The organism is Candidatus Hydrogenedentota bacterium (assembly GCA_035416745.1).
In the GTDB taxonomy this organism is placed as follows: Bacteria; Hydrogenedentota; Hydrogenedentia; order Hydrogenedentales; family SLHB01; genus UBA2224.
In genome coordinates this window covers 1-22,726 of the sequence record DAOLNV010000048.1, presented here as the reverse complement: position 1 = coordinate 22,726, position 22,726 = coordinate 1, and the positions used below count along the sequence as shown (strand labels likewise).

Annotated in this window: 16 protein-coding genes; 6 read left to right on the top strand and 10 right to left on the bottom strand. The window is 61.8% G+C overall.

Annotated features, from left to right (window positions below; all coding sequences use genetic code 11):
* The 5 genes from jag to rpmH form a co-directional block, all read right to left on the bottom strand.
* Positions 1–1,103 (bottom strand): RNA-binding cell elongation regulator Jag/EloR (gene jag, locus PLJ71_14330; GenBank protein HQM49862.1); only part of this gene is annotated, 1,103 nt, incomplete at its 3' end.
* An 18-nt stretch (positions 1,104–1,121) separates the two neighbouring features.
* Complete coding sequence (gene yidC / locus PLJ71_14325) at positions 1,122–3,050, bottom strand: membrane protein insertase YidC (GenBank protein ID HQM49861.1); 1,929 nt, start codon at positions 3,048–3,050, stop codon at positions 1,122–1,124.
* A 99-nt stretch (positions 3,051–3,149) separates the two neighbouring features.
* The gene (gene yidD, locus PLJ71_14320; protein ID HQM49860.1) at positions 3,150–3,371 is read right to left on the bottom strand and encodes a membrane protein insertion efficiency factor YidD; all 222 of its coding nucleotides are present in this window, start codon (positions 3,369–3,371) and stop codon (positions 3,150–3,152) included.
* Complete coding sequence (gene rnpA / locus PLJ71_14315; protein HQM49859.1) at positions 3,364–3,720, bottom strand: ribonuclease P protein component; 357 nt, start codon at positions 3,718–3,720, stop codon at positions 3,364–3,366. Before rnpA ends, yidD begins: the two co-directional genes overlap by 8 nt.
* Before the next feature lie 23 nt (positions 3,721–3,743).
* Positions 3,744–3,878, bottom strand: coding sequence for a 50S ribosomal protein L34 (gene rpmH, locus PLJ71_14310; GenBank protein ID HQM49858.1), 135 nt, complete (start codon positions 3,876–3,878; stop codon positions 3,744–3,746).
* 519 nt (positions 3,879–4,397) lie between these two features.
* On the opposite strand from rpmH, the gene PLJ71_14305 reads away from it, so the two are divergent.
* Both PLJ71_14305 and PLJ71_14300 read left to right on the top strand, forming a co-directional pair.
* Positions 4,398–5,360, top strand: coding sequence for a metallophosphoesterase (locus PLJ71_14305; protein HQM49857.1), 963 nt, complete (start codon positions 4,398–4,400; stop codon positions 5,358–5,360).
* Positions 5,361–5,616: 256 nt separating this feature from the next.
* Positions 5,617–6,534, top strand: a complete 918-nt coding sequence (locus tag PLJ71_14300) for an aldo/keto reductase (GenBank protein HQM49856.1) — start codon at positions 5,617–5,619, stop codon at positions 6,532–6,534.
* A gap of 58 nt (positions 6,535–6,592) precedes the next feature.
* Here PLJ71_14300 and PLJ71_14295 read toward each other — a convergent pair whose 3' ends face one another.
* The gene (locus tag PLJ71_14295; protein ID HQM49855.1) at positions 6,593–7,354 is read right to left on the bottom strand and encodes a hypothetical protein; all 762 of its coding nucleotides are present in this window, start codon (positions 7,352–7,354) and stop codon (positions 6,593–6,595) included.
* Positions 7,355–7,603: 249 nt separating this feature from the next.
* Between PLJ71_14295 and PLJ71_14290 the strand changes: the two genes are divergently transcribed.
* Together PLJ71_14290 and PLJ71_14285 are read left to right on the top strand one after the other, a co-directional pair.
* A complete protein-coding gene (locus PLJ71_14290; GenBank protein ID HQM49854.1) occupies positions 7,604–9,901 on the top strand; it encodes a HEAT repeat domain-containing protein in 2,298 nt (765 codons plus the stop codon).
* Entirely contained in the window at positions 9,898–11,292 is a 1,395-nt protein-coding gene (locus PLJ71_14285; GenBank protein ID HQM49853.1) for an HD domain-containing protein, read from the top strand. Before PLJ71_14290 ends, PLJ71_14285 begins: the two co-directional genes overlap by 4 nt.
* A gap of 217 nt (positions 11,293–11,509) precedes the next feature.
* On the opposite strand, the gene PLJ71_14280 is transcribed toward PLJ71_14285, so the two are convergent.
* The 4 genes from PLJ71_14280 to PLJ71_14265 form a co-directional block, all read right to left on the bottom strand.
* On the bottom strand, positions 11,510–13,027 hold the full coding sequence (locus PLJ71_14280; protein HQM49852.1) for a carboxypeptidase M32: 1,518 nt from the start codon (positions 13,025–13,027) through the stop codon (positions 11,510–11,512).
* Positions 13,028–13,136: 109 nt separating this feature from the next.
* Positions 13,137–16,298, bottom strand: coding sequence for an AAA family ATPase (locus PLJ71_14275; GenBank protein HQM49851.1), 3,162 nt, complete (start codon positions 16,296–16,298; stop codon positions 13,137–13,139).
* Positions 16,299–16,300: 2 nt separating this feature from the next.
* Positions 16,301–17,449, bottom strand: a complete 1,149-nt coding sequence (locus PLJ71_14270; GenBank protein HQM49850.1) for a DNA repair exonuclease — start codon at positions 17,447–17,449, stop codon at positions 16,301–16,303.
* Positions 17,450–17,730: 281 nt separating this feature from the next.
* On the bottom strand, positions 17,731–18,663 hold the full coding sequence (locus PLJ71_14265) for a hypothetical protein (GenBank protein ID HQM49849.1): 933 nt from the start codon (positions 18,661–18,663) through the stop codon (positions 17,731–17,733).
* 276 nt (positions 18,664–18,939) lie between these two features.
* Between PLJ71_14265 and PLJ71_14260 the strand changes: the two genes are divergently transcribed.
* The gene (locus tag PLJ71_14260) at positions 18,940–19,935 is read left to right on the top strand and encodes a Gfo/Idh/MocA family oxidoreductase (protein ID HQM49848.1); all 996 of its coding nucleotides are present in this window, start codon (positions 18,940–18,942) and stop codon (positions 19,933–19,935) included.
* Positions 19,936–19,958: 23 nt separating this feature from the next.
* The gene (locus PLJ71_14255; protein ID HQM49847.1) at positions 19,959–22,322 is read left to right on the top strand and encodes a YfhO family protein; all 2,364 of its coding nucleotides are present in this window, start codon (positions 19,959–19,961) and stop codon (positions 22,320–22,322) included.
* Positions 22,323–22,726 lie beyond the last annotated feature (404 nt).

The window sequence follows — 22,726 nt, the reverse complement described above, 5'->3', positions numbered from 1 at the left end:
TCGCCGTATTCGTCGCGGTAATCCTTTTCGTCGGCGTCTTCTTCTTCGCCCGTTTCGCCTTCGGCAACGGGGGCGATGATAACGCTGCGGAAGTTGGATTCGCCTACGCTGAAGGTGCGCACCTCGGGGTCGTCATGCAGGGCCAGATGGATGATGCGGCGTTCCTGCGGGCTCAGAGGCTTTACGCGCACGCGGCGCCCGGTCGCTTTGGCGCGCTCGGCGAGGCGCAGTGCCATGTCCTCGAGGGTGTCACGGCGGCGGTCCAGATAACCTTCAACGTCGACGATGATGCGTTCGGTCTGCTGCCATTCATCTTGCCGGTTGAAAATCCGGTTGATGAGGTACTGCATCGAGGTGAGGTTGCGGCCCTTCCTGCCGATCAGCAGCGCGGAGTCCGGGGATTCGACGGCCAATTTCAGCCCGCCCTGTTCGGACTCGACAGGCTGTACAGTGGATTCCATGCCCATGCTTGAGATGATCTCGTGGAGCAGGGAGGCGGCTTCGTTGCTGCGGGCGTCGGTGAGGACTTTCGCGGGGGGCCGCTCTTTGGGTTCCGGTCTGGGCCGTTCTTCTCTGGGACGTTCGGGCCGCGGGGGTCTTGGCCGGTCAGGCGCTCTAGACGCTTCCGGGCGGTGGGGTTTGCCCGGGCGGCCTTTCTGCTGTCCCGGGCGGTCCTGGCGGCCGGGGCGGTCCGGGCGGTCGCGTCTTCCCCCCTTGTTGTCGCGGTTATCGCGGCGGTTGCGGTTGGAGCGATCATTGGCTCGCCCGCGTTGCTGTGCGCGAGGGCCGCGGTCGCCATTCGTTCGCTCGCGCTTGGGCGGGCGTTTGCCGGCGCCGTCGCGCGGGCCAGGTTTACGGTCGCGGCGGTTGCCTCTGTGCTCAGCATCGACGCGGTTGCCGTCCGCTTCGACGGGGAATCCTCCCTCGCCCGGCACATCGGTGGATACGCGCACGGTGACATCGCGAACCCCGATCCCGAGGAATCCGGGGCTGCCTTCGTCAAGGATTTCCACGTGAGCCTCGTGTCGTTCGATACCCAGTTCCTGCAGGGCCTTGTTGATAGCGTCTTCCCGTTTTCGGGCACTGATTTCGACGGATCTCATGGATTCGTAACTCCTCCTTTACCTTTCGTCCGGTTTGGGTGCGCTCTTGGGTTCTTTCTCGGCGCCCATAGACCGGGTCAGTTGGCTCCGCCGCGCCGCGGCCTTGGCTTCTTTGGCGATGCGGCGTTTGCGTTCTTGCGCGGCCTTGTAGAAATGTTGGCGTTTGCGCGGAGCCTGTTGTTTGTTGGGGGTGATGGTGACGTCTTTCTGGATGCGGGTGATGGATTGCTGCACGATGCCGAGCAGGGTGCTTACCAGGATATAGAGGTTCAAGCCGGAGGCCACCCGGTAGCAGGCCACCGCCAGGAAGAGCGGCATGAAGGTCATCATGGCCTTCTGCTGCGGATTAGCCGCCGGTCCGGTTTGGGGAAGCACCTTCTGGCTGATGAGCATGGCGACTGCCATAAGCAACGGCAATAGGTTGAAGTATTCGAGAAAGTCTCCTACAAACGGAATCGCCGTCATGAATGGCATGTGAAACAGGTGGTCCGGCTGAGACAAATCGGTTATCCATAGCCAGAACGGCGCGCCCCGCAGCTCGTATGCGCTCCAGAGCATACGGTAAAGCGCGATGAAAATGGGCATTTGGAGAAACAACGGCAGGCAGCCGCCCATCGGATTGACGCCGCGTTCCCGGTAGATTTCCCACATGCGTTTGTTGAGTTCTTGCTGATCCTCCTTGTATTTCTCCCGTAGCTTCTCGATCTCGGGTGCAAGCTGCTGCATCTTCTTCATGCTCTTCATGCTCTTAAGCGTCAGCGGCAGCATGGCCACGCGGACGAGCACGGTGAGCAGGATGATTGCAATGCCGTAATTGGGAATCCACGAATAGAACCAGTTCAGCAGGCGCAACAGGAGCTTGGCGAACTTGTCCATGAACGCCCACCGGTCGCTTTGAAAAAAGCGCGGTGCGGTATCCAGCGTGGGCCATGCCGCGGCGAGGGTCTTGAGCCTGCTGGGGCCGATGTACAGGCGGAACGCCTGCGTGTTCGCCGCGTTCGCATCGATTTCCATGCGGGGGACGGCAAGGCCGATGCGGAGGTTCTCTGCGGCCCCATGATAGAAAGCCTGGCTGGCCGGCGCATCGGGGTTTTCGTCGGCGCCGTGCTTGAGGGCAACAATGAAATAGGCGCTCTTGACGGCAATCCAGTCCGCGTCGGACACCCACATCGGGGGATTCTTCAGGGTAAGCTTGCGGGTGTCCTGGTAATCGTTTCGCTGTGCATGGCGCACGACGATGGCTTGCCCGACGCCCTTGGCTTTGTCGGGCGAGTCGACGTCCGGGGCCCATCCCAGGAGATAGGCGGGGGTCTGGTCTTGTCCGAGAAGGCGCTTGGCGTTCTCGCGGTTCTCGATGCGAACGCTCGCGTCGACCACGAACGGGGTATCGGTCAAGACGAACGTTTTGGCCACCACGAGCGCGGGCGTCGTCAATGTGAAGGTTACGGCGTGGCCGGAGGGGTCCAGGCTGGCTTCGAACGGGACGTAGTTGAGCTTGTCGCCGAGCTCTTCCTGCGCGGGAAACGATAGTCCGAGAGGATATACGGCCTCGGTGTCGGGTTCTTGGGCCTGGGGCACCAGCTGGACCACATCCTGCTGCCCGGTATCGAGCACGACTTCGGCACGCTTGAGACGCGCGCCGATCTTCGTGAACACCAGCCGAAGCTGCCCGTTTTCGAGAACGACTTCGGAATCGGGCTCGACCGTTTCGGGCACGGCCGGCAGATACGGCCAGTCGGCGGACGGGGGCTGGCCGGGTTCCTGGCGCCCGGCGGCCTGTTCCTCCGGGGCGGCGGGGGATGGTTGTGTTTCGGCCGGGCCGGACTCCGGGCCGGCAGGAGGTCTCTGCCCCGTGGAATAGTTCAGCCAGATGAAAATCAGCACGGTCATCAGAATGATGCCGAGCACCTGGTTTTTCAGTAGCCCTTTATCTTGATCGTCATCCACCCTGTTGTTCTCCCTGGCGAACCGGTCTCACCGGTTCGCCGCGCCCCCCAGCGGCGCGGCGGCGTGCCGCGAGGCCTTTGGGCGGGATGGGCCCGGCGGTTACGGCACAGGATCGTATCCGCCACGGCTGTAGGGATGGCATCGTGCGACCCGCCAGATGGCGTACCCCGTGCCGCGTATGACGCCGTAGCGCTCCAACGCCTCGACGGCGTATTGGGAGCACGAAGGCGTAAACCGGCAACTGGGCCCGAGGACGGCCGTTAGAATAGGCGAGATAGCGTATTGGTAGGCACGAATGAGCAACACCAACACCTTAGCCACTCAGCAGGCCTCCCTTTCGGAGAAGCGCCTGTATCGCATCTTCACATGCTGCGTAGTCGAGAGCCGCCGCAGCCGGGCGGGCAACGAACACCATGTGGGCGTCGTCCGCCAAACAGCTGCGATGGGTGCGGAAAACCTCGCGCACGTAGCGCTTTAGACGATTGCGGACTACGGCTTTCCCGATCTTGCGCGATACAGCGATACCCAATTTCCGCCCTTGCCCGTGCCGCCGGACCGCGTAGCATATGAATGCGCGGCCCACCTGCTTTTCACCGTTCCGGTATACGTCGAGGTATTCGGATTGTTTGGTGAGCCGTTCCCGACGGGGGAACTTGTTCTGGCCCGGCACAACAGGCTCATCACTTTCACACGTTACGCGCTTAGCCGTTTCCGGCCCTTTTGCCTGCGGCGGCGGAGTACATTGCGCCCCCCTGCCGTGGCCATGCGCGCACGGAATCCATGGTCGCGTTTACGTTTCAGATTCGACGGCTGAAAAGTACGTTTCACTACTTTCTCCTCGGCGATGTACGGCTTGCTTTGCGTGTAACTCATACCGCCGAAATGCGATATGGCCACCAGATCTCGCCGGCACCCACATGTAGACAGGATGTAAGTATAGGGTATTGGCGAGGCATTAGTCAAATCCTATATGCCGGTTCCTTTTCGCCAAGCCTCGCTGCTGGTGAATACCCGTTTGGTATTCGATCTATTCATGTGCAAGGCGAACGGCCACGCACGGGCGAGGATGGCAGGATCGGCATTCGCGAGACCAGGGCGAATGAGCTGTCAATAATGCGAAAATCGTCCCCGGTTGCAAGGTTCCGGCTGCTGCGTGACTGGGAGAAAAGCGGGGGGCGGGCGCCAGGGCGCCAGCTCCATCTTCAATCCCATCCGCGTCCGGCCCCGTCGTCAGGACCCATCCGCCCGGCCTACGGCCGGCCGCATTGAATCCGCCGCTCCGCATCCGTAATATCGGGCAGTGTTTACCGCAAGACCACCCGAACATAGAGGAACATTAAGGGCCGTATGCCACCCGAACGCCTTCCAGATATTTCACATGCCGAGGAAGACTGCGGCGCTGAGGCCCTGTTGGCGCGCCGCCTGGTTCTTGAACGCCAGTGCGAAGAGACCATGGGCCGCCGCGCCCGCAAAGATATGGAGCATAGTGCTCCTCGCTTTCCCGAGTTCTGGCTGGAAAAGCTGGTGAACCTCAGCGGCCTCCGAGCCCGCGGCGAAGCCAATGCCCGCGATTTTCAGTTGCGCGAAGTCACGTTCTCCTTCGCCAACCTCCCACCGGCTTTTGACGGGTTCCGCATTCTCCACCTGACCGACATGCATTTCAGGGAAGACGATCCCGAATTCACGGGCAAGCTATGTGAACTGTTGAGTCCGGTCGAAGCAGACTTCTGCGCGTTCACCGGCGATTACCGCTACGCATTTGCCGGCCCCTACGAGCACGTCCTCGAGAGCATGCAGCAACTATTGCACAGCGTCAAACCTCTTTATGGGAGCGCCGCGGTTCTGGGCAATCACGACGTCGCCGCGTTCGTATCCCCTCTACGTCAAATGGGGCTGCCCGTTCTCATGAACGAGCATTTTCCGCTCGACCTTGGCGGAGACCGCGTCTGGTTCGCGGGGGTTGATGATCCCCACCGCTACCGGTGCGACAACCTGCCTCTTGCGCTCGCCGGCGTACCTCCCGAAGAATTCACGATTCTTCTTGTGCACTCCCCTGAACTGGCCGCGATCGCTCCCAGCCACCACATCGACTTCTACCTGTGCGGCCACACGCACTGCGGCCAGGTCTGCCTGCCCGGCGGCACGGCCCTTGTGGTCAACGCGCGGGCGCCCAGAAAATACTGTTTTCGGCAGTGGCGCAACGACCCCACCCAGGGGTACACCTCCGCCGGACTCGGCACGACCGACGTCCCCGTCCGCTTCTTCTGCCCCCCCGAAGCAACGGTCATACGGTTGGAGCGCGCCGAATAGCCGCTCACGATGTTGCCTGTCTCCTGGCCTGGCGACAACTTGGACCCCAGGTCTCCCATACAGCTGAAATCCCGAAAGAGCGTCCGCATATGCACCCATGAGTGAAACGGGCTCTCTTGCCTGGACATACGGGCGCGATTCGGAGAGTGGTCTGGCAAGGAGAGTGTATACTGGCATGGGATGGGCCGTCACGCCCATGCGGCCGGGCGTGGCGTTGGAAGCAAGGCACCGTGAAGGTCCGAGAAGGAGCGACGCCATGAGTTTGCCGAAACGCACATTGGGGCGCACTGGTCTCGAGGTAACGCAACTGGGTTACGGGGCCATGGAAGTGCGCGGAGAGCGCATCTGGGGCGGACGCCCCTGCAACGATGAACAGGCATCGAGCATCCTGAACGCCGTGGTGGACGCGGGGATCAATTTCATCGACACGGCGAACGACTACGGCAAGAGCGAGCTGTACATCGGGCGCCATCTCGCAAAGCGGCGCGGGGAGTTTCACATCGCGACCAAGTGCGGGTGCCACGTCGTGTATGCTGGAAAGCACGACGAGACGCCCCACTTCTACACGCGCGACAACATTCTGCGCAACATCGCCGATTCGCTGCTCAAGATGCAGATGGATTGCGTCGACGTGCTGCAGCTGCACAACCCGAGCGTCGCCGTATGCGAACAGAACAAGTGCGTGGAAACCCTCCAGGAACTGAAGGCGCAGGGCGCAATCCGGTTTCTCGGCTGTTCGTCGACGAATCCCGATTTGAGCACCTACATCGACTGGGGCGTGTTCGACGTATTTCAGATTCCGTATTCGGCGCTGCAGCGCGAACACGAAGACTTGATCACCAAGGCGGGCGAGGCAGGAGCGGGCGTGATTATCCGGGGGGGCGTTGCCAAGGGCGAGCCGGGTCAGGGCCTTGGCGCCAAGGAACGGTGGGCGCTCTTCGAGGAAGCCCGCCTTGACGAGCTGCGGGGGCTCGACGAAAGCCGCACGGCTTTTCTGTTGCGATTCACGCTTACGCATCCTCATTGCCATACGACGATCGTCGGCACGGCCAGCCGCCAGCATCTCGAAGAGAACATTGTCACGGCTATGCGCGGCCCGTTGCCGCCCGACATCTACGAAGAAGCGAAGGCGCGCCTGGATGCGGCCTCGTCATTGACATCATCCGACGGATAAGCCCGCGCGGCGCAAGGTGATGATGCCGATTTCGGGGCGTACACGGAAGCGGGCCCGGTCACTGGGCGCGAGCGGTGATCTCCTTGCGGCCGGTCTCGGAAGCGGGCACATTCAGGTGAAACGCGTCGTCGGGCAATTCAGCGTTCAGTTCCGGATAATAGACGGTGCGATCCGTCGTGTTGAACTCCGAGAAGGCGTGTTCCTCATCGATCCGGCGCACCAGGAACGACGCCCGGTCAATCCAGACGACATACGGGGCGCCGCTGCGATCCGCTCCGGTCACGCGGTAACAGGGGACATCCTCGAGCATGGCGTCGGACAGCCGCTCAAGGCTCAGAAGTTCGGCCAGACTTCTGCCCCGGATGCGTTCGGGTAACAGCAGCCGCGGGATGGTGTGGGAAGCGCCGTTGGATGGCCCCACGGCGCGGGCGATGGCCTCGTCGAGCGAGGACATGGGCTGGATGCCTTCGCGAGCATCCCACCATGCCCGCACGGTTGCCGCATCCGCATAGACAATGTAACGGTTTTCGGCCTCCCGGCATTCGAAACGGAAGCGGTACGGGCGCTCGAACGCCGTGGAGAAGGTCTGGGCTTCTTCCTGCACGTTTTCCCCGGCAAGAAACGTCCGGGTCATGATTCCGGTGTCGCGGTAGGTATCGCATTCCCCGTACGTTTGAACCACGCGGTCAAAGATCTCCTTGGCCAGAAGGAGATCCGTCGGGGGAATTTCGGCGATCTTCTCGTGATCGCGGCCGCATCCTGGCGTTGCCAGGATGCAGCCAAGCCAGATTCCGGAGAGAATAGCGATCGTGCGTCTCATCGTGCGCGGGCCAAGACAATAACCATTGAACGGGTTCGCATTCATCATATCACGGTCTGAAGGCGCGCAACACAGGTTCCGTGTTCACGGGGTATTGTGGCGCGGCGTGGGAGACGAGCCGGCGCCCTGCGGGGAATCGCGTAGTCTCATCTATGATACTATTGACGCTGATGAGATGCCCCGCGGGGCTAGTGGAGGCACAAGGGCGATTGGGCCGTGTAGCGGGGGCACAACCGGATTCTGGATGCGATGGAAGATGCGTTACGACAGAGCCTCGAACAATTCCTGAACCTGTTGGTCCAGGCATGGCGGGCTGTGCAGCTGTATCCCGCCGACAACCCGCGTATTCGCGAAGCCGTTTCTGCCGCAATGGCCGCGGCCGAAGCGATGAACGAGTCGTATCGCGCGTATGACGATGACCTTGAACAAACCGGCGCTTCGGAAGAGAGGGATTTTGTGATTCTCCGCGTCACGCGCGATGCGTTTGTATTTGAAGACGAGCCCATCGGCCCGAAACGCGAAGGGTTGCGCCGCCTGGCCGAGCAGTTGCACGAGCATGGCGTCAAATTCTTCTGGTTGCGGCCGGGGCTGGATGGATACGAACTCGAGCAGCTCATCACCGCCGTGGCTACGGCCGAAAACGCAAACGCGTTCAAGCAAGTGCTCGAGGAGGCGGATTTCGAACACATCGGGCTGGAGGTGATCGAGAATTTCCATCTCGTCGACCGAACTCCGGCGCCGTTACACGTGGATATGCTGTCGTACTTGCGCAGCAAGCAGGCCCGCCGCCGCGCACCCCTGGAAGCCGCCGAGCCGTTTGCGGGCGACCTGCCCGAGGACGAGGTGGAGGACATCTCCGACCTCTCCGAATTCTTCCTCGAAATTGCCCAGGGCTCGGCGGAAAAAACCCAATACCTTTACAACAACCTGTCCGATCCACACCGGCTGGCCGAGACGTTGACGTACCTCGCGAGTATCCGCCCGCCGGAGAAGACCGGGGCGGGTATATCCGTCGACCTCGTTCACCAGACGTTGGGCCACATAGCGGACATCGTCAAATTGCTACCTCCCGAGACGCGGGAGAGCATGATCCGCAACATCGCCGAAGCTGTGCTGACCACGGACACATCGGTGCGTGCGCAGGTTGTGGATACCGCGATGGCAGCGGACGTCGGCAAGGTGGCTCTGGTCGCGGACGTGTGCGCGTCTCTTCCCGATGAGGTGGTGGCGCATCTCCTGAGCTCCCACGTCCGGCTGCACAACGGAACGGCAAACACCATCTCGAATTTCCTGGAGGATTTTGCGGGCGACGAGCAGCGCCGGGAAACGGTCAAACGTCTGATGCTGCAGGAGCTGCGGGAATCTCCGGAATCGTGCCGACAGGATTTCGTGTCGTATCTCGAGGAACAGCCGTGGGGCACGGGTGCATCCTTTCAAAAAAAGGCGCCAAAGCAGCTTACTGAACGCGAGAATAGAGAGGAGAGCCGTAAGTCCCGTGCCCGCGAGTTGACCCTGACGGAAGGGGAATTGCACGTGCTCAGCGAGGCGGTGGGCTCCGTTTCGCCGGAAGACGATCTCGAGCGCGCGGCATTGAACCTCATGTACTTGCGCAGAGCGGGACATATCCCGAAGTTGGATGCTTCGGCGTGGGACATGATCGACCAGGCGCTCGAAGGCGCGCCCGAGCATGGGCGTTTTGTTTTCGTGGCGAACTGTCTTGCGGGCGCCGATGCTCTGGCGCACGAGCGGCAGGATGCGCGGGCCGGCGCGCTGGCCGAGGAATTCACGACGCGTTTGTCCGAGAAGCCGTGGGTGCGCCGCGTGGTACTGGCCGTGCTCGAGGCCGACCTCGACGGGGCGCCGTACCGCGCGCTTCTGGGTTTGTTGGCACGGTTTGGGGAGCGCACGTACGAAGTCTTGTTCGAAGCGTTGGCCAGGGAACAGAGCCGGGGAGTGCGCCGGCGGTTAATTCTTGCCTTCATCGATCTGGGCAGCGGCGCCGTATATTTCCTGAGCCGCATGGTCGAGCACGGGCAGTGGTATGTCGTACGGAACGTCGTTTACGTGTTGGGAAAACTGCAGTCGGCTGCGGGCATCAGCGCCCTCGAGCGGGTGGAGCACCATGCCGATATCCGGGTCCGTCGCGAAGTATTACGCGCAGCCGCAACGATCCGGGGTCCGGAGGCCGAAGCGCTTCTGCGCCGCTCCCTTGACGACGCCGAACCCGTTATCCGGGGTCTGGCGGCCGAGTGGCTGGGAATAATCAACGCCGCGGGCATTCTCGAGGAGTTCAGGGCCATGGTTGGCGAGGGCGACAAACGCGTGCGCTCGTGCCACGAATTCGCGGCGGGCGTGGTGCGCGCGCTCGGCCGCATCGGCGATCCCTCCGACATTGCCTTGCTCGACATGTTCAAGCAGCAGACATTGCGGTTTGGCCTTATCCGAGACGAAGCGGTGCTGGAAGCGTGCGCGCGCGCCACCGAGGAAATCCAGCGGCGGCACCAGGCAGCCCGAGTTCCCGGCAATCCGGAGATAGGGAAGACATGACGACCCAGGCTGATCCGTTCATAGCCGCCGCACGCACCTTCCTGCGGAATCTGGACAAGGCCCGCAGACGCGCGCGCATCTATCCGCCGGAGCATCCCTATGTGCGGGAGTCTCAAGAGCTTCTTGCCGGGGCGCTCGACGAACTGATCTTGGTTCGCGACAGCGTAACCCTGTCCATTTCGGAAGGCGACGTGTTCATCGAAGGGCGCCACATCCCCGATGACGACGGCATGATGGAACACATGATATCGGACCTCGCCCGCCGCGACCTTGTGTCTATCACGTTTCTTCCGGGCATCAGCGGGGACGAGCTCATGGCGTTCATCGTGTTGAGCGTTGCCAAACCGCCTGATCTGGAAGCCCTCGGAGGCATCAAGGCCGCCCTTGAACGGAAACGGGTGCGCCGGGTGCTTATCGGCCGCAAGAGCCTTGCTCTGTCCACGGAGGAGCAACCCGAACAACAAGCGGAAACGACCCGGGTATCGCGCGGCGTCTACCGCACTGCCGTCCAGGCGGTCATTCAGGCTTTTGCCGAAGCGAGCGGCCGCGAAACGATCAGCCTGGAACTCGTGGATGGCGTCGCGCGCATGCTTGTGTCGGGCGTACTGCAACATCCCGACACATTCCTCGGACTGAGTGCCATGAAAGATTTCCACGAATATACGTTCTACCACTCCGTCAATGTGGCTATACTCAGCATGCTCATGGGTTCCAAACTGCACTTCCATGAATCGCTCCTGCACACCGTGGGCGTGGCGGCCCTGCTGCACGACCTCGGCAAGGTCCAGATGCCCCTCGAGATTCTCGACAAGCCCGGCAAACTCACCCAGGACGAGTTCGAGTACATGAAATCCCACGCGCCCGAGGGCGCCCGGATCCTCACGGAACAAGGCGCCAATCCGCTGGCCGTCGTGACCGCGGCCCAGCATCATGTCCACTTCGATCATCACGGCTACCCCGACTATGACGTACCCGGCGGCCTGCATTTCATCAGCCATCTCGTGACGATTGTAGACGTCTACGACGCCCTTACCTCGGACCGGTCGTACCGCACCTCGATGTTGCCCGACCGGGCCATGCAGATCATCATCGAAGGAAGGGGGACGACTTTCCACCCCACATTGACCAAGGTTTTCGCCAGTCTCACGGGCATGTTCCCGGTCGGAACCCTGGTGGAACTGGATACGGGCGAGTTAGCCGTGGTCTGCAAACCCAATCCGGGCGACATCTACCGTCCTCAGGCAAAGGTGCTGGCCGAGCCCTGCGGCGAGAGCCGGGCGTTCCGGGCAGTCGATCTCGCCGAACGCGACGCCGACGGCGCGTATCTCCGCAGCATCGTCCGCTCCATCGACCCCCGCGAAAGCGAGATCAATGTCGCCGATTATCTGTAGGAGCCGGCCTGGGGCGTCGAGCTTGGCCGTAACGAGGGCGGACCGTTCGGTCCGCCGTGACTGACGGCGGGTGGGAAAACCGGCCCTCCGTTTTGCTCCGCATTTTGTGGTTTGGGGGGCAACGACACGGGGTTGGCGTGCAATACACTATTGATGCGTGTCCGAAATGCGGCGGACCATCAGGCGCGCACTTCGTGCCTTTGGGGGAACGGCTCTTTCAGGGGCCGAGGTTATACAACGCGCCGAATTTGCTCTCCAGATATGCCAGATAGGCATCGGGCGCAGGGTCCTTGCCTGTGATGTCGCGCACGAGTTCGTGCGCGAGTTTTCTACGGCCGTGGACGTGTATGTTGTCGCGGAGCCACGCGAGTACCGGCGCAAAATCGGCTCGCTCCACGCATCCCCAGAGGTCAGGGACTTGTTCGAGCATGGTTTCGAACAACTGGGCGGCATACAGGTTGCCGAGCGCGTAGGTGGGGAAATACCCGAAAGCCCCGTGGGACCAATGGATGTCCTGGAGGCAGCCGTGGGCGTCGTCGGGCACGTGAAGGCCGAGGTATTGGTTCACCTTGGCGTTCCATGCCTCGGGGACCTCGTCTACGCCAAGGCCGCCCTCGATCAGAGCCACTTCGAGTTCGAAACGGATGATCACGTGCAGGTTATACGTACATTCGTCGGCTTCGACGCGAATCAACGAGGGTTGGACCAGGTTTATCGCGGCATAAACGTCTTCCGGAGAAACCCCGTCGAAGCGTCCAGGGAAATAGCCGCGCATGACGGGGAGATAGTGGCGCCAGAAGGGCAGGCTTCGCCCGACCATGTTTTCCCACATGCGCGACTGCGACTCGTGCATGCCAAGCGAGGGCGCGTCGCACAGGAACGTGCGGCGGTCGCGTTCGGCGTGTCCCTGCATGTACAGGGCATGCCCGCCTTCATGCATCGAGCTCATGAGCGAAGAGAAGAGGGCCTTCTCGCTGAGCCGCGTCGTGACACGCACGTCGCGGGTGTCGAAACAGGTCGAGAACGGATGGACCGACCTGTCCTGGCGTCCCGCCTCGAAATCGTAGCCCATATCGCGAAGAACCCTGAGCGAAAAGTCCCATTGGTCGGATTCGTCCCAGTTTCCGGAGAGCCAGGGCAGGTCCGGCTGGCCCGCGTTGACGATGCGCTTTACCAGCGCGCTCTGTTCAGGCGCAAGGATGCCGAAGATGCGGTTGAGTTCAGCAGCCGTCATGCCCCGCTCGAATTCCTCGAGAAGGGCATCGTAGGGTGACTCCTGGTATCCGAAATACTCTGCCTTCTGGCGCGCCAGTTGGACAAGCGTATTCAGATTGGGGCGAAACAAAGCGAAATCGGAAACGCGCCGGGCTTCTACCCAAACCTCGAGCGCTCTACTTTGCTCGGCGGCAACGGTGTGGACGAAATCTTCGGGCAATTTTGTTGCGCGGTCGTAATCGTACAGGGTGACTTCGACCAGCTTTGCATCGCCGGGGTCAAGCCTGTCGGACCGGGCGTACAACTCGCGCAAGAGCGTTCCCAGGCTCTCGGCCGTGAAGAGCCGGTGTTTGATTGCACTGAGCGTCGCCAGTTGATGGCTGCGCGCCTCGGCGCCCTTGGGCGGCATACACGTTTCCTGGTCCCATTGAAGCAGGGCAACGGCGTTATGGACGTCGCTGACCTCCCCGAGCTTGCGACGCAGCTCTTGGACGTCGGCGTTTGCGCTCACGGCTCTCACACCCTTTCTCCCGCGCCCCGCTTCCTGTGTTGTCAGGGCGTTTCTGTCTTCAGTCCATTTCATTTGATACCGCAACGGAACGCGCCGCCGCAAGAAGCCGCGGAAGGACTTACAGCGCCAGCACGGGCACGCCAAGTGTATGCGCCGTTTCGGCTACGTCTTCGCGGCAGGTGAACAAGAGAATCTGGGGCACCGCATTCAGTTCTTTGAGCAACGTCAATGCACGCTCGAGACGCACGTCGTCATAATTCGCAAAAGGGTCGTCAAGCAGCATGGGGACGGATTCGCCCTCTTCGCACAGATTCGTGACAAGTGCGAGCCGCAACGCCAGATAAATCTGGTCGACGGTGCCCTTGCTCAGATGTTTCTCGGGCGAGGTGTTCAGTTTCTCGGTCTGGGGGATGCGGACGGTGACCTGGAGATTCTTGTTGAGCACCAGCTGCGAGTAGGCGCCGTCCGTAATGTGGTGCAGATAGCGGCTGGCGGTCCTGGCGAGGCTCGGAGCCACGCGCGCGTGCCGATCGTGCGCCACTTCCTCGATGATGGCGGCGGCGTGGGCCGCGGCGTCGAGTTCGAGCTGAAGATCTTCGACGCGCTGCGCAACGGACGCACGTTCTTCCTCGATCTCGTTGATCGAACGAAGCCCGGCGCAGCGCTCCGCGATGGCAAGTTCGAGCGAATGGATCTCCTTGCCCCGAGCCTCGAGTTCCTTCTGCCCGTATTCGAACGCCGCCCGCAATGCCGGCCCGTCTTCAAGGAGCAGTTGCTCCTCGGAATCACCATCCTGGACGGCGTCGCGGAGCGATTCGAACGTGTCGTTCCCGAGAAGGGTATCCAGCTGTTCGCCCAACGAGGCGCGTTTGATGCGCGCTTCGCGGTACTCGCGCGCCTGGGCGGCCAGGGCGCGGTACTCCTCGACCGAATCCACGCCCACATTGTCCAGCAACTGCGAGAGGTCCTCTTGCGCCTGTTCGAGCTCGCGGCGGTCTTGCTCGAGCTGTTGCGCGAACTCGTCGGCTTGCTGCTTGAGCGCTTCGGCGTTGGCGCGGCGCGGACGGAGTTGCGCGATGCGAATTCCGTACGCGCGCAAAGCGCCCAGCGCACTGGTGTGGTTGGCTTCTTCTTTGTACCCCGCGTTCCGGAGAAGCTTGCGGACCTCGAGCGAGAGGCGTTTCTCCTGTTCTTCCTTGGCAGCGAGCTTTTCAGCACTGCGCCGGGCCTCGACTGCCAGGGAATCCAGCTGGCGCTGCTGTTCCTCGCGCCGGCGTTTGGTCTCGCAGTAGCGCTGGTATTTGACGATGGCTTGCGCGGCGGCGGGGGACACGTCCTCCTCGGATTGGATGGTCTCGCCAAGCGCGGAAAAGATCTCGTGGAGGCGCTCGAGTTTCTGGGCCACGTGAGACTCTTCAACGCGCGCCTGATGTTGGTGGTGCTCGAGATCCGCCAAGAGTGTTCCGAGTTCGTTCCGTTCTTTTACAAACCGCTCGTACATGGCTTCGAGTTCGCGGAACGAGCCGCACTCGGCCTGGTGGACGATGTCATTCATGTCCGTTTCGCGGGAGGCTTTTTCTTCTTCGAGGCGCGCGATCTCGGCTTCGGCGCCGTCAATAATTCCCCGAAGCTGGCGGAGGTTAAGCCGCGCGTGGAGCCAATGGGCCGTGTTATATGCGAACACGCCGAGCGCGAATACCTCGACGAGGTAGATGCCCTTGTTTCCGGTAACGGAAGCGAAGACGAGCAGGATAACGGCAAGCAGGGCGCCGAAAATGGCCATCACGCGGAAATTGGGAAGGTCTTGTTCGTGACCTTCGAGGTCCCGCTGAGCTTCCTCGATCCGTTTGCGGTGCTGGGCGCATCGTTCCTCGGAGAGCTTGGTCTCCACGGCGTAATCGCGGGCCTGGGCGGGAAAATCGTCAAACCGGCTGAATACTTCTTTGGGCAGGGCCAGTTCGGTTTCGCGTCGCTCGCGCTCTGCTTCGAGGCGGTTGAGGAGCTCGCGCGCGCGGTCGCGTTCCTGCTGCGCCAGACTGAACGAGTTGGCGTGTTGGTTTATGCACGCCATGGGGTCGGCGTCAAACGTCTCGAAATCGGGCAGGGCCTCGAGTTCCTGTTCCGCGCGCGCGATCTCGTCTCGGGCTGTTTGCTGGGCTTTCTCGAGGTCTTCCGTGAAATCGCGCAGCCGCGCAACCTGGGTATCGAGTTCTTTGAGAGGGTTTTCGAACTGCTCCGGGATGTCCTGGATCTCGACGGCGTCGTTTTCGAGGTTTCGGGAGGCTTCACGGTACCGGCGGAGCAACTCCTCAACGCGCGCCTCGGTCCGTGCAACCTGCTCGCGGGCCGTTTCGACCGCGTTCAGTGCGGCATGAAAGACATCTTCCTGCTCGAGAGGGAAATCCTTGGCTTTGGCCAGGCTGAAGAGGCGTTGGGTGAGGGATTCGATATGGCCCTGAACGGTCTCAGCCTTGTGAAGACGGTTGTGGCGTTCGGTTTGCTCGAGTTTTCGGATCTGGCGTTCGAGGTTCGCCTGTTTCGTGCGCAGGGCTTGAACCTGGTTGCGCGCCGTGCGCAGACGCCCGTCAAGCCCGGCCACGTCATCGCGGGCGCGGCGGGCTTCGGATAGTTCCGCATCGAGCTGCTCCAGGCGCGCCTTTGACAAGGGCAGGGGCCGTTTCGAGTTCGGCACCAGACGGCCGATACGCGCCACGTAGGCATCAAGATGCTTGACCGCGGCGGCGGACGAGCTGGCTTCGTCGGCGGTATCGGCCAGCGAGGCTATCTTCTCGCCGATTTGAAGCAGGGCGTCCGCGTCGCCGAGGGACTCGAGGCTGGCATGGCCAATGACGGCCAGGTTGGCAAAGATGACCTTGCTGAGGCCGAGGTGGTGCGCGGCGAACTCGATTTCCCGGTTGCGGCCCATGGGGAATTCCCCGGTGATCTCGCGGCCATGAGTGTGATTGAAAACTTGTACCGACTCCGACTTGCGGTCGAAGGTGCGATGGACTTCAAATTCCTGGCCGTTGTCGAGACAGTAGGTCATGCGGCCGGCATAGACCCCGTTGTCGTCCCAGGGACGGCGAAGCAAGTGGCTTTCTTCGTACCGGCGCTGCGTGCTGCTGGCTTTCTGGCCGTAGAGCATGTCGGTAATGAAATTGCGCATGGTGGTTTTGCCTTGCTCGTTGGCGCCGAGCACCACCTGCAGCCCATCCGTGAATTGGATTTCACGGCCCATAAAGCGGCCATAGCCGTCGAGAAACAGTTTACGGATAATCACGGTCAATCCCTTTCCAGGCCCTGGAATGTGATCGGCCGGTTGCGGAACGCCGCCAGTCCCAGTTCACGAGCGCGAGCCAGCATAGTATGTTTACGCCCCTTCTTATTATCGGACATTTCCGCGTTGAGACGCGTCACGAATCCCCCGAGACTGGTCTGCTGCTGGGCCAGGGCTTCGAAATCCTCGACGGCCTCGGTCGCATCCTCGAGAAGGATATGTTCAAAGGCGGGCGCCACCGCGTCGTAGATGGCGTCCAGTTCCGGGCGCCATTCGGGCGCGCCCGTGCCCACAAGGGTGATGCGGGCAACGGTCCCGGGACCTTCCTCGCGGGGTAGGGCGCGGATGGCGTTGACCACGTCCTGGGAAGATGTGAAGGGGCTGCAATCGATGCTGGCAGTCAAGTAAACCGAGCGCGAGGAGGCCACGGGAGTAATGCGCACGTTCTCGGCATCGATTTCCACTTCAAGGAAATGCCGCATGCCGGTTTCGTTGAAACCGTGGCCTTCGGGTGCGCCCGAGTAGGCCATGACGGTCGGGAAGTCGCCTTTGATCGGCGTATAGGCATGAAAATGCCCCAGCGCCAGATAACGCAACCCGTTTACCGAAGCAGCAGCGGGGTCGAACGGCGCATAGGACTCCTTGCCGGGCGGCTGATGGCCGAGCGCGGAGCCGTGGGCAACGGCCACATGGACCGCCCCGAGCTGAATCGGCGGGAACCGGCCGAAGGGGTTCCTGGATACGTCCGGGCCATCGAACCCGAACCCGTGCACGGTCGTCCCCTGCTCATCGAGCACCCGGGAATGCCATTCCGGCTGCTCGAAAATCATGACGTTATCCGGCCAGGTCTCTTCCGCGTAGGGAGACCCCTGCACATACGGATCGTGATTACCGGGAGCAATACAGACGGGCACGTGCTGAATCGACTTGAATTCAGCTTGCAGAAACCGCACCGTGTCCCGGCTGACCCGGTCCAAATCGAAGAGATCGCCCGCGATCAGGAGAGTGTCGGCAGGCCATTCCCCGGCGCGCTGGACGATCCCGTGGAACACATCGCGCAGGCTCTGGCGCCTGCGATTGCCGAAACCCGGCGGGATGTGCGCCGAAGCAAAGCACATGTCGAGATGAAGATCCGCTGTGTGAATCAATCGCATCGATGCAAATCCGGGATACTCGGCCAAAGGACTGCGCCACCACCGCGCTTGCGGACGGGTGATGCAAACCCTGGCTACCCTTCTGCCTGACCCGCGGCACGCGTGGTCCTGCCTGTTGCTTGCCGGGCGCGCATCCGCGAGAACCGGACGGGAGTCCCCCATCCTCCGGCTCTCCGCGAAAACGCGATCCTAGCCTATGATAATACGTTTACGAGGTCTGTTGAAAGATCACCCCACCCGTGTGGGACCGGTCGCCCGTGTGGGACCGGCGCCCCCGCCGGTCATGACACGGGAGGCGCCGGGGCGCGCCCACGGAGGGCATCACGAAACCCGCGGCGGAAGGCACTTCGCAGAACCCCGCGCCGCAACACGTTATGAGCATTGGAATTGAACGCGAGCATGGGACAGACACCATGCGCCACGGGTAAGAACACGGGATCAAGGATGCCGCGCCACGAGGCAACAACACTCTTGTAACGTTCACGCAGCGACTCGGACTGTGTGCTTGTGACCAAATGGTGCAGCCAGTACCCTTGTGCGTAGTACCGGCTTTCCTCCTCGGCCATAGACTCCGGTTTCCATAAGAACGCTTGGGCCCGGTCGCAGAAATACCCTCTCAAACCCGCGCCGGTTTCCAGCCGGTAAGCGAGTTCGATATCCTCGAGGCCCGCCAAGGGGAGGACCTCGCTGAAACCGCCAGCCTCCAATACGGTGTCACGGGGTAAGCTGAGGTTGTGCGCGCGCCAATCGAGAAAACGCAACGGCTGACCGGGTTGAAACACCCGGTCGGTCAACATGCAGGCCTTGGGCTGCGTCCGATGCTCGAGCTGGGGATGATAATCTATGTGGCCGACAACCGCACAGGCGCCGCCATTGAGTTGCTGTGTTTCGATGTGGCTTTCGATGAGGTGGCTGCCGGCCAGCAGGTTCTCGTCCAGAAAAAGAAGCCATCGCCCCAGAGCCTGCATCACGGCGAGATTACGCGCTGCGACAACATCTTCCCGGCCAGCGTGAACAAAGCGCATGCGCACCGGCCCCCCCATGGAAAACCGCTGGAGCGTTTGCTCGGTCTCCGTGACATTCGGGAGAACTGCCACCAGCACTTCGAATTTCGCCGGCGGATAGGTCTGCAACTCGAGGTGGCTTAAACACATGGAAAGCACCTGCGGCATCCCTCGTGTCACTGTTATGACCGTGAGCTCGGTGTTCTCCATACGACGCTCCGCCCCTTGAGCACAGCCATGCCGGATTTCCGGCCATCCTAGGGCATTATGGGAAGGGAATCAAGGGAACCGCGTGGCGGGTGCCGGGATTGACTCCGAGTATCGTTTTTTGCCTGAGGCGAAATGGACAGGCCGGAATACCGGATGATAGACTTGCGCCGTCGCAGGCGCTGGGTCCAACAGCGGGGAAGGCCCCACCGATAAGGGCTATATGCGGGGCACACGCCCGACTCCCTGCCCGTTTTGCCAAAACACAGGAGAGTGTCGATGAAACGTCTAATCCAAGTCGGCGTGGGTGGAATGGGGGCGCACTGGACCGGCGTTGTCGCTGCTTCTCATAAGTGGCAGGCCGCCGCCTACGTGGATACCAACCGCAAGAACCTGATGGCCGCGGCGGCACGGCACGGCATGCCGCGCAGCCGGTGCTATACAAGCCTGGCCCGGGCTTTGCGCGAGATCGAGGCGGACGCGCTCCTGGATGTCACCCCGCAGCAATTCCGAAAAGACGTTTGCACGGCCGCGATGGAATGCAATCTCGATGTCCTGTGCGAAAAACCCTTAACCGGCAACCTTCGCGACGCCAAGACGCTGGTCTCACGGGCGCAACGGCTTGGACGCATTCTCATGGTGGCGCAGAACTACCGGTACACGGCTCTTCCGCAGACCGTCAAACGGTTTCTGGCACAAGGAAAGCTTGGGACTGTGGGCAGCGTGGATATAGGCTTTCACAAGGGCCCGCATTTTGGCGGGTACCGCGAGAAAATGGCATTTCCTCTTGTGCTGGACATGTCGATTCACCATTTTGATCTCGTGCGTTTCTTGATGGCGAGCGACGTCCGCGCGGTCCAGGGCGTAACACTCTGCGCGCCCTGGAACTGGTTTAAGGGCGATGCCGGCGTGATGGCGGCGCTGGAACTCGATACCGGCTCATGCGTCAATTATCATGCAAGCTGGGTAGCCAACGGTTGGGAAACGCCGTGGAACGGCAACTGGCGTTTCGACGGGAGCCGAGGGGCGCTCTTGTGGGAGAACGACGAACTCTACGTCTCCAATTCCCCCGCAAAAAGGCGCAAACTCCGGCAAGTGGCGTGGCCCCTTGTTGGACAGGCCGGCTTGCTTGACGCCTTTGCCCGCGCGGTCGAATCGCGCCAGCAGCCCGAGACAGCCGCCGCGGATAATCTCAAGAGCCTTGCCGTTACGCATGCGTTGGTGCGTGCCGTAAGAGAGAAGCGGCGCGTCGAACTCCGGGAGCTCTTGGAGTAGGCGTCTAAGAAAGGTTCACGGGCGTGGAGGCTACCGTTTCCGAGACAAACCGGTATGGATTCGCGGCGCTGTTCTTGCTCGCGGTATCTTTTGTGTTCGCGGCGCCTCTGTTTTGGCAACATGTGGAATTGCCGGAGGTCCCTGCCAGCGAATCGTATGAAAACAGCGACTTGTATCAATTTGTCTACCCGGCGATGCACTTCGCCTATGGCCGTCTGCGGTCGGGGCAGTTCCCCCTCTGGAATACGCGGCAGATGTGTGGCATTCCCCTGCTGCCAGACCACAGGATCGGTCTCTTTCAGCCCCTGAACGCTGTCTTTCTTCTTTCCGATACCGGACGGGCTATGGCCTTGCATTCGTTCATTTGCCTCGCATTGATGGGATTTGGGTTCGCGCTGTTCGCCCGGTCCCTCGACCTGGCCTATGGCGCGAGCCTGATCGGCGGAGTGGCGTACGCTTTCTCGGGGGCCTCGGCGGCAGGCATGTCGCGGCCGTATCTCGCGACCGCCTTGGCATGGTTGCCGCTGGTATTCTGGGCCGTCCGCGAGTTTGCGCGTCTCGGCCAGCGCCGCTGGGTATATCTTGGAAGCCTTCTGGGCGCCGCCTTTATCTTTTCCGGTGCGTATGCGCTCGTTGTCCTTGTCTTCCCCCTGGCCGCAGCCTATGCCCTCCTGCACGGTGTTGCGGGACAGCGCGAAGTGTTCGGGCTGCGTGCAGCCTTGCGCGGCCTGATACTGGCGGGAACGCTCGCCCTCTGCCTGACGGCAATCCAGTGGCTTCCCACGATTCTCTGGGCCCGGGACCTCAGTGCGCCCGCCAACGCCCTGTTTTACTTGCGCACGGGAGGGCGGCTCCCCGGCTCGTTTCGCGAAGCGGTTGTGCAGACGTTTACCTCCCGCCAGAGCGATTTGCCGCGATTGGGCTATGTGGGCATTGTTCCCCTGATTCTTCTCCCGGCCGCGCTTTTCCAACGCCGGCATTGGCGCGAAGTCGTGTTGTTCGGGCTGGCTGGAACGGCCGCATGGCTGGTGGGCGCCGCGGGCCTCCAACGCGGACAGGGCGCCCTGCCCAGAGAAGCCTGGCTATGTTTCGCCATGTTCTGCGCCGCCGTGCTGACGGCGCTCGGCGCGGACCGCATCCTTAAGCCGCGGACGGGCTATCATTCAGCCAGAGTATGGCCCGTGGCCATGGCGGTATTCGCGGCGCTCGCGGCCGTGTTCTATCTGGCCGGCAGCCAGGGCCGGGGTTACACTATCGCTTTTGTGGTTTTGCTGACGCCCTGTCTGCTCCTGCGAAAGAGCTGGTTTTCGGTGCCCGCCTCTTGCGCGATCGCCTTGCTCGCCTTTATCGATCTGACGGTGGCCAACGTCAACGCGTACGGTCATCCCTATCAGGATTTCAAAGAGCAGCTGAACCGGTACTCCGAGTCCATCGAGTTGATCCGCGAACGGGCGCTCGGGGGCCGCGTGGTCATTGCGTCGCGCCCGCTCGAGTACGGTTTGCCGGCCAACCTCGGAATGCTCGTTCCCCTGGATGCCGTAGGCGGGCGCAACGTGTTTGCATCGCGCGAACACGCCGCCTGGTGGTCGCGGTTGAGGCGTTCCGGCACAACGTCCGATGCCGTGGCTTCGTGGGAGGTTTCTCCAGACGCGCCGCAGCCCTCGTTGCTCAATCTCATGGCCGCGCGAGCGGTGCTGGCATCGCCAGAATCGGGCCTGTCCGCGGAGACCTGGAGCGGCGGCGGGGTACGCCTGCGCGAAGTGCAGTCTTCCGTTCGGGGGCGCGTCTTCGTCAACGAATCGGTTCTGCCGCGCGCGTTCTGGGTGCCGGAATGGCGTATGGCGGAGACGGTATCCAGCGCGATTGACATTATGGCTTCGGACGATTTCGACCCCGCCCGGGAATGTATTGTTGCGGCGGAGCACGGCCCGTATCTGGAGCAGTTCGAGGAACGAGTGCCCGGACCCTTGGAACCGCCTGACGGCAACGTGTTCGCCGCTGCGCTCGACACGCCGCGCGACGGGGCCGCGGCTGCAGCCGCGCCAGCCGCCGGTGAAGCCGTCCCCGACCTGCGTACAGCGGCTTCCGCCTGCTCTCTCGAGGAACTGTCGCCGGAGCATGTGGCGATCCACGTCGAAGCCCCGCAGCCGGGCATCGTGGTGCTCAGTGACTCGTTCGGAAAGGGGTGGCGGGCCACGCTGGATGGCGTCCCCTGCGAAATACTGCGTGTGAACGGCATATTTCGCGGCATCGCGACGCCGGCGGGTACGCACGAGATTGTGTACACGTACCGGCCGGCATCCTTGTTCATCGGCCTGGCCGTTTCCCTGTTCGGGGCCGCGCTGCTGTTGGGTTCGCCGCTTGCATCGGCATACCGGCGCCGCTAGGCCCGCCGGGTCATTCCTTCCCCCAATCGCCTGATAGGAAAGCCCTTGCTGGAGGGATCTTATCGTCTCCATTCGGGATAAATGGAGTGAGAAGGAAGGGGCTCACCACCAACGAGGTGAAAACGGTGATGCATCAAGGGCGCATTATCGGTAAAGATTGGGAAAGGGTCAGCGCTTGCAAGAGTCTCTCGCTGCGCCTATGCTTAGTGAGACATGAAAATGCTATTCTCCCTTTATGTCTATTCGTTAGACAATACTAAAGGACGTGCATGCGCGCCGCCCGGCGTGCAGAGGGAACGTGTGTGAGCGCGTATGTATCGACAAGAATGCGCTCACACAGAGACACGGAGAACACGAAGATTGAACCCTCCGAAACAGAATGAGATAGGAAGCATCATTGTGGA